Source organism: Cohnella sp. GCM10020058 (assembly GCF_042683485.1).
Classification (GTDB): Bacteria; Bacillota; Bacilli; order Paenibacillales; family Paenibacillaceae; genus Cohnella.
This window is the reverse complement of sequence record NZ_JBHUJV010000025.1, coordinates 18,294-34,334: the sequence shown is the minus strand read 5'-3', so window position 1 is coordinate 34,334 and position 16,041 is coordinate 18,294. Positions and strand designations below refer to the sequence as shown.

8 protein-coding genes are annotated in these 16,041 nt (G+C 60.9%); 1 reads left to right on the top strand and 7 read right to left on the bottom strand.

All coding sequences use genetic code 11. The annotated features are described in order from the left end of the window. Window positions 1-71: 71 nt before the first annotated feature. Window positions 72-953 carry a carbohydrate ABC transporter permease gene (locus ACFSR7_RS34180; protein ID WP_378169105.1) on the bottom strand — a complete coding sequence of 294 codons (882 nt, stop codon included), beginning with the start codon at window positions 951-953 and terminating at the stop codon, window positions 72-74. 42 nt (window positions 954-995) lie between these two features. Further along, window positions 996-1,856, bottom strand: a complete 861-nt coding sequence (locus ACFSR7_RS34175) for an ABC transporter permease (protein WP_378169104.1) — start codon at window positions 1,854-1,856, stop codon at window positions 996-998. Window positions 1,857-2,243: 387 nt separating this feature from the next. On the opposite strand from ACFSR7_RS34175, the gene ACFSR7_RS34170 reads away from it, so the two are divergent. Continuing rightward, the gene (locus ACFSR7_RS34170; protein ID WP_378169103.1) at window positions 2,244-3,665 is read left to right on the top strand and encodes an MFS transporter; all 1,422 of its coding nucleotides are present in this window, start codon (window positions 2,244-2,246) and stop codon (window positions 3,663-3,665) included. 113 nt (window positions 3,666-3,778) lie between these two features. On the opposite strand, the gene ACFSR7_RS34165 is transcribed toward ACFSR7_RS34170, so the two are convergent. The 5 genes from ACFSR7_RS34165 to ACFSR7_RS34145 all read right to left on the bottom strand — a co-directional run bounded on the left by ACFSR7_RS34165 (window position 3,779) and on the right by ACFSR7_RS34145 (window position 15,877). Next, window positions 3,779-11,449 carry a fibronectin type III domain-containing protein gene (locus tag ACFSR7_RS34165; RefSeq protein ID WP_378169102.1) on the bottom strand — a complete coding sequence of 2,557 codons (7,671 nt, stop codon included), beginning with the start codon at window positions 11,447-11,449 and terminating at the stop codon, window positions 3,779-3,781. A gap of 457 nt (window positions 11,450-11,906) precedes the next feature. After that, window positions 11,907-13,136, bottom strand: a complete 1,230-nt coding sequence (locus ACFSR7_RS34160; RefSeq protein WP_378169101.1) for a Gfo/Idh/MocA family protein — start codon at window positions 13,134-13,136, stop codon at window positions 11,907-11,909. 53 nt (window positions 13,137-13,189) lie between these two features. Next, window positions 13,190-13,984, bottom strand: coding sequence for a DeoR/GlpR family DNA-binding transcription regulator (locus tag ACFSR7_RS34155; RefSeq protein ID WP_378169100.1), 795 nt, complete (start codon window positions 13,982-13,984; stop codon window positions 13,190-13,192). 100 nt (window positions 13,985-14,084) lie between these two features. Continuing rightward, a complete protein-coding gene (locus ACFSR7_RS34150) occupies window positions 14,085-15,014 on the bottom strand; it encodes a 1-phosphofructokinase family hexose kinase (RefSeq protein ID WP_378169099.1) in 930 nt (309 codons plus the stop codon). After that, window positions 15,011-15,877, bottom strand: a complete 867-nt coding sequence (locus ACFSR7_RS34145) for a class II fructose-bisphosphate aldolase (protein WP_378169098.1) — start codon at window positions 15,875-15,877, stop codon at window positions 15,011-15,013. Before ACFSR7_RS34145 ends, ACFSR7_RS34150 begins: the two co-directional genes overlap by 4 nt. Between the last annotated feature and the right edge of the window lie 164 nt (window positions 15,878-16,041).

Genomic DNA, 16,041 nt, shown 5'->3' with positions numbered 1-16,041 from the left:
GACCTCCGATTTTTTAATCGATTTATTATTTCATACCGTCTCTTCCTTGCTTGCGGGAGACGGCAGTGAAATCAGTCCTTCATCGCCCCGAGCGTCATGCCTTTGACGAAATATTTTTGCAGGAACGGATAGACGAGCAGGATCGGTACGGTAACGAGTATGGTTAACGTCGATTTGATGGTGAGCGGCGAAATAATACGTCTTCCCAAGCCATCTCCAGCTTCCGAGTTACTGGTTTCAACGGTCTGAATCATTTTTTGCAGCTCGTACTGCAGGACGGCGAGCTTCTCGTTGCGGCTGTTGTACAGGTAGTTGTCGAACCACGAATTCCATGCGCCGACGGCGGCATAGAGCGCGACCGTGGCCACGACCGGAAGACTGATCCACAGAATGATCTGCGTATAGACCCGAAAATCGTTCGCGCCGTCGATATGCGCCGACTCGACGAGTCCGTCGGGCAGCTGCTCGAAAAACGTTCTCATGACGAAGACGTAAAAAGCGCTCACAAGTCCCGGAACGATATAAACGAGAAAGGTATTCATCAGCCCCAGGTTCCTCATCAGCAGGTAGGTGGGAATGAGCCCTCCGCTGACGTACATGGTGATGATGAGGGTGAAGCTGAACAGCCTGCGGAATACGAACGTTCGCCGGCTCAGCACGTATGCGAGCATCCCGCAGCAGAAAACGGTCAAGACCGTATGAATTACCGTACGAAGCACGGAATTGACTGCCGCCCTCGCAAGCTTGCCGTTCTGAAAGACATAAGCGTAGTTATCGAGCGTAAACTTGCGGGGAAACAGATACAGGCCGCCCTTCAAGGCATCCGAGGTCTCATTAAGCGAAATAATGAGTAAATAAATGAAGGGGTATACGGTCGATAGGGCAGCCACCGCCAACAGCGCGTAGAGAACGACATCGAAGATTCGCTCGCCCGTAGTCCGATGAAGAAGCATGGTCGGATTCTCTCCAATCTTTAAAAGATTCAAGCCTTGAATTTAAAAGAGGTTGGATTTGTACCTTCTGGCAATGGCATTCACGATCAGGACGAGCGTCATGCTGACGACGGAATTGAAGATGCCGACAGCCGTTCCGAACGAGAAGTCTCCTTCGTTAAGACCGATCCTGAGTGCCAGAATCGAGATGACTTCCGAATATTCGGCATTGATCACGTTTCCTAGCAGGAACTGCGATTCGAAGCCTCCGGTCATCAAGTAGCCGATGTCCAGGATGGTCAACAGCACCAGCGTAGGCACGATAGACGGGATGACGATATACTTCACGCGCTGCCAGCGGCTCGCTCCGTCCACCTGCGCCGCATCGTAAAGCCCCGGATCGATACCGGAGATCGATGCCAGGTAGATAATCGCGCCCCACCCGAATCCTTTCCACGTCATGATGATCGTGTGCAGGACCCAGAACCATTTGGCTTTGCCGAAGAAAAAGATCCCTTCGTCGATCCAGCCCAGCTTGATCATCAGCTCATTGACCAGTCCACCGTCCGGAGAGAGCAGCATGACGAAGATATTCGCGACGACGACCATGGAGACAAAGTGCGGCAGGTAGGTCATCGTCTGAACGACGCGGACGAACCCTCTGCTTCGGAGCTCGCTGAGCACGATGGCGAGCGCGATGGCGCAAACCGTGCCCAATATCAGCTGCATCGAATTCATGACGATGTTGTTTCGCAAGTCCTGGAGAAAGCCGCTGTGCGTGAGCAGCGTTTTGAAATGCGTAAACCCGACCCATTTGGCGTCCCACAAGCTTTGCCCGATATGATAATCCTTGAATGCCATGAGCCAGCCCCACAGCGGCACGAACTGGAACAGCGCCAGATGCAGCATGATCGGGACGGACATCCATAAGAGGACATGCTGTTTTTTGATTTTCTTCCAAAACAGAGAAGCGCGTAAAGTCCTTTCGCGTTTTATTGGAATCGTTTTCAAATCCGTAACTGCCTTCATGCTCATTCCCATTCCTCCATTCTGTTGGACCTATTTTATCACCCGTCCCGAACCGCTTAGTATCTCTTAAAATTGTTGTTTACTAGGTGATTTTTAAACTTCGGAAACTATCCTTCCGAGGGGGGAAAAGGAGGGTCTAATCTGACCCCCTAAATATTAAAGCTGCCCTATAGGAAGCCTTCCGGTGCGGATGCTACAATAAACGGGCATTTTCGGAATGGCATTTTTGGCATGGACGTTTTTAGGTTTTCGGCCAAAGCGGGAAAGGAGCGCATGTCATCAATGGCTACCCATATCGTTTCGTTAACGGTAAAAAATCGGCCCGGCGTGCTGGCGAGCGTCTCGGAGCTGTTCGGTCGCATCGGCTGCAATATCGAGAGGCTGTCGGTCCGTTCGTCCAGGACGCCGGCCATCGCGCGGATGAAGGTGGCGGTCTCGATCGAAGCCGGCAGCCTGGACGGCGTGACCGCGCGTCTGGCCGGGCTGCTCGACGTGCTCCAGGTCAAGACCAGGGCGAGGCGCCATTGGCGCGAGCCGGTCGCGATCGGCCGGACATCGGCCTTCTGGATTGTCGCCTACAGCTTGTTTATTACGCTGTTCGGCACGAATCTGCCGGCCCCGCTCTACGCGCTGTACCGGGCGCAGTGGCATCTGCCGCCGGCGGTCATGACGCTCCTGTTCGCCGCCTACGCCCTCGTCGTGATTCCCGTCATTCTCGTCGCCGGGCCGTTGTCGGATCGAATCGGACGGGGCAAGCTGCTGCTCTCCGGCATCCTGTTCGCCCTGCTCGGATCGGTCTGTTTCCTCATCGCCGACGGGCCGGTCATGCTGGCGCTGTCCCGCATGCTGCAGGGGGTGTCGGTCGGCATCATGAACGGGGTCGCGGTTGCGTCCATGACGGAGCTCGGCGGCGTGCAGGCGCGGACCCGGGCCGCGCTCGCGGGCTCCGCGGCCGTGACCGCGGGCAATGCGCTCGGTCCGGTCGTGTCCGGCTTCCTGGGCGAACTCTCCGCTCATCCGACGCGCCTTCCCTTTGCGCTTCACGCGATACTGGTCTTTCCGAGCATCGTAGGTCTCTGGCTGATCGGAAATAAAGGCGTACGCGCTAGCGGCAAGATGCGGATCCGCTTGCCGGCCGTGCCGCGCGCGATTCGCCCCGCGCTGTATATGGCCGCGGGGACATCGTTCATCTCCTGGTCGATCATGAGCTTGGTCACCGCGATCCTCCCGGCTTACCTCCCCGATATCGTCGGCGAATCGAGCCTGATCGCTTCCGGCGTCGGGCTCGCCCTTGTTCTCGGACTGTCCGCATGGGCCCAGATCCGGAGCAATCGCTTCCCGCTGCTCGTCAATCTGACCGTCGGCTACCTGCTGCTTGCGTCGGGGCTGGCCGGGCTGATCGGCGCCGCGGCTTCCCACTCTCCGGCACTGCTCGCGCTGTCCGCCGTCATGCTTGGCCTGGGCCATGGTCCCTGCTACGCCCGAAGCCTTCGCTACGTCAACGAATCCGTACCGGACGAATATCGCGCGCAGGCCGTATCGATCTATTACGGGGTGACTTATCTGGGCGTCAGCCTCCCGATCCTCGGTCTTGGCATTGTCGCGCAGCGGCTTGGACTCTTGCCCGCTATCTGCCTATTCGCCGGCGTGACGGTCGGCCTGATGGCCTGGAGCTTGCACCGTTGGAGGCGTCACCTCGCCTGATCGCGTCCGTCCGATCGCTCCTGTCGGGAAAAAGAAAGAACCGCGAAATCAGCTGTAGAGGCTGATTCCCGCGGTTCTTTTTCCTATCGTCTTAGAAGGCGAGCACTAATCGCTCAGTACACTTCCAGCTCTGCAAGCTGCATTCTGTAATAATTGGAATCGCTCGGATTTTTGCGCAAGCTGGTCCCCGTCACCTTGACATAACGGGCCTGGGCCGAAGCGAAGCTGAAGGACTGCACGGCGTTGCCAGGCAACGCATAGGCGGTACGGCTCACGACCGTACTCCAAGTCGTCCCGTCGGTGGAAACTTGTATCGTAAAATCCACAGGGAAGCCATACCCCACGGTCCCCGTATCATTGCGGGGGTATAAGCCGACTTGGCCAATCGTCGCTGCCGCCCCCAAGTCCACCATGATCCATTCGGTATGATCGGCAGTAAGCGAGTCGTTGCTGGTCCACCCGAATTTACCGGCTATGGAATTGCGTTCGCCGTCAACCGCTTTCCCTACGCCCCAATTGGTCGTGTTGTAAGTGCTGCTTGCCGTCACGGTCTTCCCTAGCGCCAGATTGGCAAGAGGCGCTGCGGACGCTTGAGAGGAGTTCGCGCTCTCGCCTCCGTTATAAAGGGAGCTGACCACGTAATAGTACGTCGTCCCGTTCGTTACGGTCTGATCCGTGTACGTGACCGCCGTGACGCTCGTCGCGATCGTCGTGTACGGACCGCCGCTGACCGTGCCTCGCTTCACGTTGTAGCCGGTTGCGCCGCTCACTGCCGTCCAGTTGACGGTCACGGAGCCGCCGCCCCCTGTCGCCGTGACGCCCGTCGGTACGGGATTGGGCACGATGACGGTCGCTGTCGCCGAATCCGGGCTCGTGCCGCCGGCGCTAACCGCCGCGACGACATAATAATAAGTCGTGCCCGCCGCAACGGTGCTATCCGTGTAGGCGTTCGTGGTGACTCCCGTCGCCAGGGACGTGTACGGGCCGCCGCTGACCGTCGCGCGCTTCACGTTGTAGCTCGTCGCGCCGGACGAGACGCTCCAGCTCAGCTGGACGGCGCCGCCGTAGACGCTGCCCGTGACGCTCGTCGGCGCTAGCGGCGCCGCGCTCACTTCGTCCGCCCCGATATCGTAAGCGGAGCCGGTCGGACGCTGCTGGCCGTCCATGTCGGTCGGGACGTCCGTCGAAAGCGTTGCGCCTGCATCGATCGCACGCTGCGCGGTGGCCGGATTGAGATGATAGTCGCCTGCCGCCGCGTTGACCAGCATGCTTGCTGTACCGTCAATAATGTTGTTGCCCGATGTCGCCGCGCCGCCGTCGCGAAGCTTGACGTTTTTGTCCATCAGGTTGTTGCGGATGTCGCCGCTGCTTCCTGCGTAGCGCGACTCGACGCCGCCTACGCTGGCGGTCGGCGCGATGTTAAGCATCGTGTTGTTGTACACCTTGAACCCGTTCGCCTTGTTCATGTAGACAGCCGCGTCCAACGTGCCGTACACGACGTTGTTGCGCATGATGCCGCCGCGGTGTTCGTAAGTCGTGTCGCCGTTCCGGAACAAGTTCGCCCCGGTGCCGCCGCCGCCGAACGACATGGCGATAAAGCTGTTCAGGAACACGTTGTTCTCCACGATCGTGTCCATCGAGTTGCCCTTGGCGAAGAACGCATAGGCTACGCCGTCGCCCACGCCTTTGGCGTTCTGGAACGTATTGCCGCGAATGATCCACCCCTTCGATGCGACCAGGTCGATCCCTTCCACGACGCTTCGTTTGCCGGAGGTCGTGTAGCCGATCACCGAATTCTCGATGACCCCGAAATCCGCGTAAGGCAGATCCGGACTGCCGCCCGAAGTCGACTTGAAGCCGCCTTCGCCGTTGTCCCACGTCTTCAGATGGTCGGCGCGGAAGTAGTCCGAGCCGCTGTTCACCTGAACCGAGTGGAAGTACGAATCGCGAATCGTCATGTTCTTGATGGTGACGTAGTCCGCATCGTTCACCTTGAAGTTGATGTCGAGCGACGAGTTGTCGATGCCCATGCCGACGACGACCGTATCGTTGTAATTCGTCGTCGCCCCTTGAATCGTAATGTTGTTTTTGCCGTTGATCGAGATCGTAGCCGTCTGATTGTACGTGCCTGCAGCGAGGGTAATGACCCGTCCGCCGGCCGGCGCGCCGTCGATCGCCTGCTGAAGCTGGGCGAGCGAGGTGACGGTCACCGCATCGGATACAGGCGTATTGGTCGTGGCCGTCACGACGTTCGACAGCGCCGAATAGTTGCCTGCATCATCGAACGTTTTGACGGCGATGTAGTACGAGACCCCGGTCGACAGCTGATTGACCTGGAACTTCATCGCCGAGCCCGCATCCTTCTGCGCGAGCTCATCCTCGGCTTGCGTTGCCGACGCCCAGTTGGCTTCGGTGATCGGGGACGTCGAATAGCGAACGTCGTAACCCGCAGCCTTGCCCACCGTACCGTCATTGCCCGGCGCGGTCCAGGTCAGCTGGACGCTGCGAATGTTCGGCGCGACGGCCTGCAGATCGGCAATCGCGGCAGGCGGCGTCGGATCGGATGCCGGCGTCGTGACCGACCATACGTTCGAAAGGGCAGATACGTTGGTCGCTTCGTCGATGGCGCGCATGGCGAAATAGTAAGTGGTCGCAGGCGTCAGTCCGGTAACCGCGACCGACTGAGCGGTGCCTGCGACTTGCGGGGCCGGCGCGTTCGTCAGCTTCACCGCATCGTTCCAGTTGTTTTCGGTTATCGGCGCCGTATGATAGCGGATATCGTAGGCATCCGCCGTTCCCGTGGACCCGTCGTCGCCCGGCGCGGTCCAGCTCAGCTTCGTCGTCTTCCAGGTCGTCTGGCTGCCGGACAGATTCGTGACCGCGGCAGGCGCGACGCTATCGCCCGGATCGGCGTAGACTTCGATTTCGACCGGCGTATTGACCGCATTGTAAGTCTGATTGACCCGCACGTGCCCGTTGGCCGAGAAGCGGACGTAGCGGGCATTGATGGCGGAAGAAAGCGTGATCGTCTTGCCCGACCCGTCCGCCGGCTCCTGATATTCCGCATCGGTGCCGACCCCGAGCCCGGAGCTGTTGTCCTGGTCGTTGTTGAACACCGTCGTCACGCCTGTCGCGAAGTTCGGATCGTTCGACACTTGGACGACATGGTCGCGCCCGGTCCGGTACGTATCGGCGCTTGCGCCCCAGTCGTTGCGGATGTTGATCTTTTTGATGCCGAAGGCCTGACCCAGGTCGACTTGAACCCACTTCGGACCGGTCGATACGCCGATCAGCGCGTATTGGTCGCGAGCCGTCACGCCGTCGGTCAGAATCGACAGCGGCACGTTGTTCGATGCGGTTCCGTTCGAGGTGACCGACTTGTTCTTGGCCACGTTGATCGTCGACTCCATGACGACCTGGATCACGTTGGAGAGGCCCGAGTAGTTATTCGCGTTGTCGCGCGTCTTCATGGCGAAGTAGTAGGTCGCTCCCGGGGTCAGCCCCAGGACGCTGAACTGCTGCTTCGTGCCGGCAACCTGCGGGGTAGGCTCCCCGATGACAGGCGTAGCCGAGCTCCAGTTTGCCGCCGTTATCGGCGATGACGAATAACGCACGTCGTACTCGCTAGCCGTACGCACGTTGCCGTCGTCGCCCGGCGCCGTCCACTTCAGCGCCACGCTGCTAAGCGTGCGTTCGCCGGCTGCCAGATCGGCGATCGCGTCGGGCGCCAACGTATCCGTATTCTCAATGACGATAATCGGTCTGTTGTAGGGGTTCTCCGAACTGTTAAACGACACAGGGTTTGATTGTACGAGAGGATCGCTCAATTTGAACGAAACCTTCTTGTCGCCCATGTGGCTGTTCACGAAGTCCGTGATGTCGAAATCTTGCCAGCCCGGCCCGCTGACGGGAAGCAAACCCAGATTGACCGCTCCGGTCTCGCTCGGCAAGTTCGAGCTTGTAACGGAACCTTCTGTCCAGGAATTGTCCTGAAGGCCGGTAATCGTAAGCTTCATCGTAATGGGCTTATTATAGGCTGTATATAGTCTCAGCGTTGCGCGCTCGGCCGAGCTTCCCGCGTAGCCGCTGAAATTGCCCTGCAAATAGGCCCAGTAGATGCTGAATCCGTTGTTCTGAATGCCAAGCGTCTGCTGATTGGGGTAAATGGCGCCTGCCGCATCCTGTACGTCGTCATTCGGGCTGAACTCGGTGGCGGAGGAAGCCGCCATCGCGATCGACGCGACGTTCGACAACGCGGAGACGTTGCCTTGATCGTCGACCGTTTTGATCGCCGCATAGACAGTCGTCCCGGCGGTCGGCCCGGTCACGGTGACCGACTGCGAAGTGCCGGACGCCGCGGGAAGCAAGGAAGTCTCGACTTTCTGCGCGCTGCTCCAGTTCGCCTCGGTAATCGGCGCATTGGCATATCGGATATCGTACAGATAAGCCGTGCCCGTATTGCCGTCGTCACCCGGCGCGCTCCACGTCAGCTTGAACGTGCGCGCGGTCGCTGCGCTTGCCGCGACGTTTGCGATCGCCGCCGGCGGGGTCGTTTCGTTCGGAACGAATTCATCCGCGCCCACATCCGGCGCGCTGCCGTAAGGACGGGTCTGGCCATCCATATCGGTAGGCACCTCGGGCAGCGCAACGCCGATATCGCGAGCGCCCGCGCCGAAGAACGGATGGAGGTGATAATCCCCTTGCGCCGGATTCGCAAGCCAGGTTCCGTTCGCGCCGATCAGGTTGTCGCTCTGGACCGCTGTCGCGCTGTTGCGCAGCTTGACTGCGACGCTGAGCAGATTGTTGCGAATCTCGCCGCTCGTCTCGGCAAAGCGCGGCTCGATCGAACCTACGCTGCCGGGCGTATTCAGAATCGTGTTGTTATACACCTTGAACCCGGTCGCTTTATTCAGATAGACGCCCGTGTCCAGCGTGCCGTAGACCACGTTGTTGCGAATGATGCCGCCGCGATGCTCGTACGTGGTGTCCTGGTTGCGGAAAAACGCCGGACCCGAGCCCCCGCCGCCGAACGAAATGGCGATAAAGCTGTTCGTGAGCACGTTGTTCTCGATAATCGTGTCCAGCGAGTTCGCTTTGGCGAAGACGGCATAGGCGACGCCGCCGCTCCACCCTTGGGCGTTCTCGAACTTATTGCCGCGAACGACCCAGCTTTTGCCGGCGATAATATCGATGCCTTCAACGACGCTCTGGATGCCGTTGGTGGTATAACCGATCAAAGAGTTCTCGATCAAGCCGTAATCGGTGTAGCCGTTGATCCCGTTCACGTCAAAGGTCGTTTTGAAGCCGCCTTCTCCGTTGTCCCATGTCTTCAGATTGTCGGCATGGAAATAGTTGGAGCCGTCGTTAATCTGGATGGCGTGGTAGTAGCTGTCCTGAATGGTCATGTTCTTGATGGTGGCGTAATCCGAATTGTTGACCTTGATGTTGATGTCCATGGAAGAATTGGACATGCCCGGCCCTTTAATGATCGTATCGCCTCTGTTCGACGTAGCGCCCTGGATCGTGATGTTGTTTTTGCCGGTGATCTGGATGGTCGTCGTCTGGTTATACGTGCCGGCCGCAAGCGTGATGACCCGGCCTCCCGCCGGCGCGTTGTTGATCGCCTGCTGGAGGGCGCTCAGGGAGTTGACTGTAACCGCGTCCGCCGTCGGCGTGGCGATCGTGGCGCTCACCACGTTGGACAATGCCGACAAGTTGCCGACCGAGTCCTTGGTCCTTACGGCAAAATAATAGGTCGTCCCTGCGGTCAGCTCCTTCACCTTCATGGCCATAGCCGAACCGGAAGCCTTCTGCGGCATTTTGTCTTCCACAAGCGATGCCGAAGACCAATTCGCGGCCGTGATCGGGGAGGTGGAGTAGCGCACCTCGAAGCCCGCTGCGGTCCCGATCGTGCCGTCATCGCCCGGCGCCGTCCAGCTTAGCTTCGCGGAATGGATGATCGCCTGCGACACCTGAAGGTCGGCAATGGCGGCAGGCGCCTCCGTATCGGCAGCGAGCGTCGTGCTGCTGACGACGTTCGACAAGGGCGAGTCGTTGATGACGTCCTTCGACTTCATCGCGAAATAATAAGTCGTGGAGGGGTTCAACCCGCCGACCGTAAACGATTGTGCCGTACCGGCCGTCAGCGGAGCAGGCGCTCCGGTCACGACGGTCGCGCTTGCCCAGTTCGCCGCCGTAATGGGCGAAGTCGACCGGCGGAACTCATAGGCGCTCGCCTTGCCGACGTTGCCGTTGTCGCCCGGCGCCGTCCAGCTGAGATCTACGGTTTTCCAGGTCGTCCTCGTGACCGCGAGGTTCGCGACGGCCGCCGGCGGCACATTGTCCTGCGGGTCCGCGTACACCTCGATCTCGACCGGCGTGTCGACCAAGTTGACCGTGCCGTTGACCCGTACGTGACCGTTCGCCCAGTAGCGGACATAACGGGCGCTGACCGTGTCGGCCAGCAGGATGTCCTTGCCGCTGCCGTCGCCCGGCTCGACGTACTCCGCATCGGTGCCGGCGCCAAGTCCGGCGCTGTTGTCGCCGTCATTGTTGAAGACGGTGGTCACGCCGCTGGCGAAGGTCGGATCGTTCGAGAGCTGCACGATCAGATCCTTGCCGGTCCGGTACGTCCCGGCGGCGCCCCAGTCGTTGCGGATGTTGACCCGGGCGACGTCGTACGCCTGACCCAGATCGACTTGCGCATACTTGGGGCCGTCCGATACGCCATAGAGCACGTATTTGTCCGTCGTCTTCACGCCGTCCGTCAGCGCGGAGATTGGCTGACCGCTGGGCGAAACGGCGTTCGTCGACACCGACTTGCCGATCGCGACATTCACGACCGGCTTGATCGCGATGCTCGCGACGGACGACAGATTGGATACTTGCCCGCCGGATCCGATCGTTTTCATCGCGAAATACACGGTCGCCCCGGACGGCAGGCCTTTCACCGTCAGGGTCTGAGCGGAAGATGCCGCGGCCGGAGCCGGCTCGCCGACGACGCGTTTCACGACCGCCCCGTCGTCCCAGTTGGCGCTCGTGATCGGAGCAGTCGAATAGCGGATGTCATAGCCGGTCACCGCCGACGGTCCCGGACTGGTCCAGCCGAGCGTCGCGCTGTTCACGGTAGCGTTGCTTGCGGTTAAATTGACATTGATCGGGAGAGATGCGTTTGTTGCGGGGATCGCGGTGTAGACTTCAAGTTCGACCGGCGTATTGACCTTCTGAATCGAAGCGTCGGCCGTGCGTATATGGCCATTCGCCCACGAGCGGACGTAGCGGGCGGAGACCGGCGTGCTAAGCGCGATCGTTTTGCCGCTGCCGTCCGTCGGTTCCAGATAAGCGGCGTCGGTCCCGGCTCCTTGACCTGCCGTATTGTCCGAATCGTTGTTGAAAATGGTGGATACGCCGCTCGCGAACGTAGGGTCGTTGGACAGCTGAATGATGATATCCCGTCCGGTTCTGGTGGCCGCCGGGTTGTAATCGTTCAACACGTTCACCTTCGTGACAGGAAACGATTCGCCCAGATCCAACTGCACCCACTTGGGTCCGGCCGAGGCGTCGATCATCGCGTAATTGCTCGTCGTGCGGTCGCCGTCGACAAGCAGCTTCAAAGACGCGGCATTGGAGACGACTCCGTTGGTCGACACGGTCGCCTGGCCGAGCGCGACGTTGGCCTCCGTCGGATCCGCGTAAACTTTGGAGTCGGACGGATACAGGAACGAGGTGGACATGAAGCTGGCAATGAGGAGCGACACCCCTGATTTTTTGACAATCGTAAGCATTGTTACACTCCCTCCGTTGGATGGCATTTCCATTGCGACAGAGCGTGCTTATCTTACATCGTGTAGTGCGTTCGTTAATTCCTCCGCCTTTCTTCCGATTGATTGACTGTCCGAAGCGCACGTCGGCCGTCTTCCCTCCTTCCTTCTTGAAAGCGCTTCTCCTTAAGCCTGCCATAGTCCCGATAGAATCGCCATTAGGGTAAATTGTCTTATACTTGGTCATTTTTTATCTACAATCGAATTGAACGTTTTGGAGGCCGGCCGCAGCGGATCGTTGGCCCGGATCGTACTGCCGTCTCGCATAAACAGAAGCCTGTAAACGCCGGTTTTGCGCCGTTTTCTGCACCTTGGAAGTATGAAACGCAAATAAGCCCGCCTCGTCGCCGAGACAGGCCGGAGCCGCGCCGCTTGATTTGCAAATCGGCCGCCGGTTGTTCACGCCTGCGGCCTCCCTCTGCTAGGCTTGACTCATACGGAAGCGCTGGGGAAATCGGCGATAAGCGCGCAGGTCGAACGCTTCGGGCTGCACGGCCCACGGCACGCCCGTATCCGCCAGCAGCTTGCCCGCCGCGAACGCCTTCTTCATGGCGGTCTCGATCCCTGCGATATAAGCGCCGGGCAGATCCTCTGCATCCGACAGGCGGACGAAGGAGGAAGGAATTCTGCGGATCTCTCCGGCCGATTCGAACGCGCCGTTGGCCACGAGCGTGAAGCGCCGCGCGGAAGCCAGCGAGACGTCGAGACCTGCGTCCTGCCCGTCGAGCGTCCGGATCAGGTTCAGGTACCGCCGCTCGACGAAGCCGCCTTCCGCGCAGTCATACGACTTCCCCAGACCGTATCGCCAGATTCTCACCTGGTCGTCATAGTTCCATTCGATCGCGCCTTCGGCGCCCTCGATTCGGATCCGCTGCGTCTCGGTCTCCCTGGCGCATAGCGTCACGTAATAGAAAAGCGCCGTGCCGTCGCTCATCTCGATGCGCATCGCGGTCGTGTCGTCGCTCTCGATCGGATTGGCGCGATACATCTCGGCCGCCACGCTGACCGGCTGCGACTCGCGGCCGACGGCGCCCGCCGCCGTCTCCGCCAGCTTCAGCGCGCTGTACAGCAGATGCGCGGCCGGGTTGTGGAACGCGCCGTCGAGAACGACGCTGCCCGCGGCGGACAGCTTGCCGGCCCAGGGCGTACGGCCGAAATAAGCGGCCGTGCGCCGAAGCAGGGCGATCGCCTTGATGCACTTGACGCGGCCGATCTCCCCGGAAGCGATCGCATGCGCGATCAGCGACTGCGCCTTGCGCGACGGCGCGTAGAAGTTGACGGCGCACAGCCTGCCCGTCCGGGCGGCGGTCTCCGCGATCCGGTCGACATCCTGAAGCAGGGCGCCGGGCGGCTTCTCCAGGAGGACGTGGTAGCCGGCCTCCATCGCGCCGATGCTCATCGGCGCATGGAGCGGGATCGGCGTGGAGATGACGACGAAGTCGGCGCCGGACGCCGCCGAGAGCATGTCGCGGTAGTCGGCATAGTGCCGGATCCCCCGCTCCGCGACCAGGGCTGCCGCGCTCTCCGTCAGGCGCACGTCGCTGACCGCAGCCAGCTCAAGGGAGCCTGCGTCCGCTAGACGGACGAGTTCATTGAGATGAATGCGGCCGAAGCCGCCGGTGCCGATCAACATTGCTCTGCGTAACGGCATGTCGCTTCCCCTTCCCCCTCGCGAATATCGACTTGCTTGAATTTTGACAGGATCTACGGAAGCTGTTCAGGCACGTGAACGGCGATCCGATTGTCCTTGCAGGCGCGGGCCAGCCAGCCGGACGGCTGACGGTTGGTGATGATGCCGGCGGCGCCGGCCAGCGGCATGATCGTGAAGAGGGCCGTTTTCTCCAGCTTGCTGTCGTCGAATACCGGGAACACCTCGCTCGAGCGCCGGATCAGAATTTGAGCGATGCGCACTTCCATTTCCGCATGCATCGTCCAGCCGTGCGTCTCCGAGACACCGTCGACGCCGAGGAACATTTTAGTTATATTGATGCGGTCCGCAACAATCTCGGCAAGCGGCCCGATCAGCTCGTAGCTCTTGGCCCGCATGACGCCGCCGACTACGACAACCTGAACGTCCTCCGCGTCCGCCAGCTCGCAGGCGATATTCACCGCGTTGGTCACGACCGTGATGTTGCGCCGGGCTTTGAGTGCGCGCGCGATAAGGAACGTCGTCGTCCCGCCCGTCAGGCAGATGACGTCTCCCTCGGACACGAGCCCTGCCGCCGCCTCCGCGATCCGTTCCTTCTCCTGCAGCTGAGCCTGCCTCTTATCCGCAAAGGGCAGCTCCGCTGCCGGCTGCGCCTGCGCGCCCTCATAGACGGCACCGCCGATCGTCCGTATGATCGGCCCCGACCGCTCCAGCAGGTCGAGATCGCGCCTCGCCGTCGCCTCCGAGCATTGCAGGGCGCTCGTAATCTCCTGAATCGACAATCTCCCGCTCGCCTTGATGAGCTCCAGCATCTTCGCCCTGCGCGCTTCGCCCTTCGACGTCGCTTCCATATCCCGTCTCCTCCGCCCGTCAACCGCTTATTTTCTACATTGTGCAGGAGAAGTCGTCCGGATTGCAAGGAAGGTGCCGCTTGGCGACGGCCTCACGGCGCTACAGCGACAACACGGCCACCCGGACCAGCAGCCGTTCGTAGACGACGGGGTCCAGCTCGCCCGCCCTGTCCGTCATGGCCGCCGCCCCGGCAGCCGCCGCAGCCATGCGAAGCCGATCCGCTGCCGGCAGGCCCAGCTCGTCGGCATAAGCCATGCCCGCCACGAACGCGTCGCCGCAGCCGACGGCACTGACCGCGCTGACGCTCGGCGCGATGACGCGATACAACCGGCCGTCCACACAGGCGACGGCGCCCTGTCTCCCCAGCGTCGCGCACACCTGACGCACGCCCTGACTGTGCAGCTTCGCCACGGTCTGGGCCAATTGCGACGCATCCATACGCCTGCGACCGGCCAACCTCGCGAGCTCCTCCTCGTTCGGCTTGATCAAATCCGGCCCCGCGCCGATGCCGAGCGCCAGCGCTTCGCCGCTCGCGTCCAGATAGACGCGGGCGCCTGCGGAACTCGCGATGCCGACGAGCTCCGCGTAGAGGTCCGCCGGCGCACCGGCGGGCAAGCTGCCCGACAGGACAACGACGCTCGCTTGGGCGCCGATCCTTCCGACGGCGTCCTTGATCTCCGCGAGCTCCGCTTCCCCGACGGTCGGCCCTTCCTCCAGCAGCTCCGTCGACGCGCCGCTTGCTTCGTCGACGATGTTGAGGCAGGTGCGGGACTCGCCTGATATGCGCACGAAGGAGGTCCGGATGCCCTTGACAGCGAGACGCTCCTCGATGAAGGCGCCTGCACTCCCTGCCAGGAACCCGGTCGCCGTCGCATCGCCGCCGAGCAGCCGCACGATCTTGGCGACGTTGTTCCCCTTCCCTCCGGGCTCGGCGATCTGCCGCCTGACCCGCTGCACGGCGCCCGCCGCGAACCCGGACACGTAGTAGGTCTTGTCGACGGCGGCGTTCAAGGTGACCGTCGCGATCACACCGCCTCACCGCCCCGCCCGGCGCAGCCGCACAATGCGATTTTTTCCAGCGCCAGACGCTTGACGGCTTCCTTCGCCGGCACCATGTACTTGCGGGGATCGTTCTCCCCCGGCCGCTCCTCGAACACTTGCTTAATGGCATTCGAGAACGCGATGCGCAGCTCGGTGGCGATATTCATCTTGGCCATGCCGAGTGCGACGGCCCGCCTGACCTGCCCGGCCGGAATGCCGGAGCCGCCGTGCAGCACCAGCGGGACGTCGACGCGGCCGGCGATGCTCGCGATCCGGTCGAAGTCGATATCCGGGTCTCCCTTGTAAATGCCGTGCGCGGTGCCGATGGCCGGCGCCAGCGTGTCGACGCCCGTGCGCGCGACGAACGACACGCACTCCTCCGGGTCCGCCAGCAGTGCGTCGCGCGCATCGACCACGATGTCGTCCTCCACCCCGCCCACCTTGCCGAGCTCCGCTTCAACATTGACGCCAACCGCCGCGGCTACCGCAATGACGCGGGCCGTGCGTTCCACGTTTTCCTCGTACGGGTGCATGGACGCATCGATCATAACGGAGGTATAACCCGCCCGGATGCATCTGACGATCATGTTGTAATCGGTGCAGTGATCGAGGTGGAGACCGATCGGCAGGCGCGTGCGGCTCGCGGCCACCTGCGCGGCGGCGGCGATGTAGTCGGCGCCCAGATGCTGGACGGTGCCTACGGTCGTCTGAAGTATGAGCGGGGCGTCGCTCTCGATGGCCGCATCCACGACCGCCTGCATCATTTCAAGCGTGTGAACATTAAATGCGGCTACGGCGTAGCCGTTTTTTCTCGCGTGCCGCAGCACCGCCGTCGTCGAAGTTAGAGGCATGACTGGTTCCTCCCGGCCTGCTTGAGTGGTTAATTATTATTCGCGGGAAAGTTTCTCCCTGACGTTATGTTTATAATATAGAGGACTATTTTGATTATTTCAATCATTATATGATTGTATTTATCATTTTATTAAATTATTATGATCGTATAAATCACTTTATG

Coding starts and splice junctions, on each gene's coding strand:
- ACFSR7_RS34180 (WP_378169105.1), bottom strand. CDS start 953: ATGCTTCTTCATCGGACTACGGGCGAGCGAATCTTCGATGTCGTTCTC.
- ACFSR7_RS34175 (WP_378169104.1), bottom strand. CDS start 1,856: ATGTCCGTCCCGATCATGCTGCATCTGGCGCTGTTCCAGTTCGTGCCG.
- ACFSR7_RS34170 (WP_378169103.1), top strand. CDS start 2,244: ATGGCTACCCATATCGTTTCGTTAACGGTAAAAAATCGGCCCGGCGTG.
- ACFSR7_RS34165 (WP_378169102.1), bottom strand. CDS start 11,449: ATGCTTACGATTGTCAAAAAATCAGGGGTGTCGCTCCTCATTGCCAGC.
- ACFSR7_RS34160 (WP_378169101.1), bottom strand. CDS start 13,136: ATGCCGTTACGCAGAGCAATGTTGATCGGCACCGGCGGCTTCGGCCGC.
- ACFSR7_RS34155 (WP_378169100.1), bottom strand. CDS start 13,984: ATGGAAGCGACGTCGAAGGGCGAAGCGCGCAGGGCGAAGATGCTGGAG.
- ACFSR7_RS34145 (WP_378169098.1), bottom strand. CDS start 15,877: ATGCCTCTAACTTCGACGACGGCGGTGCTGCGGCACGCGAGAAAAAAC.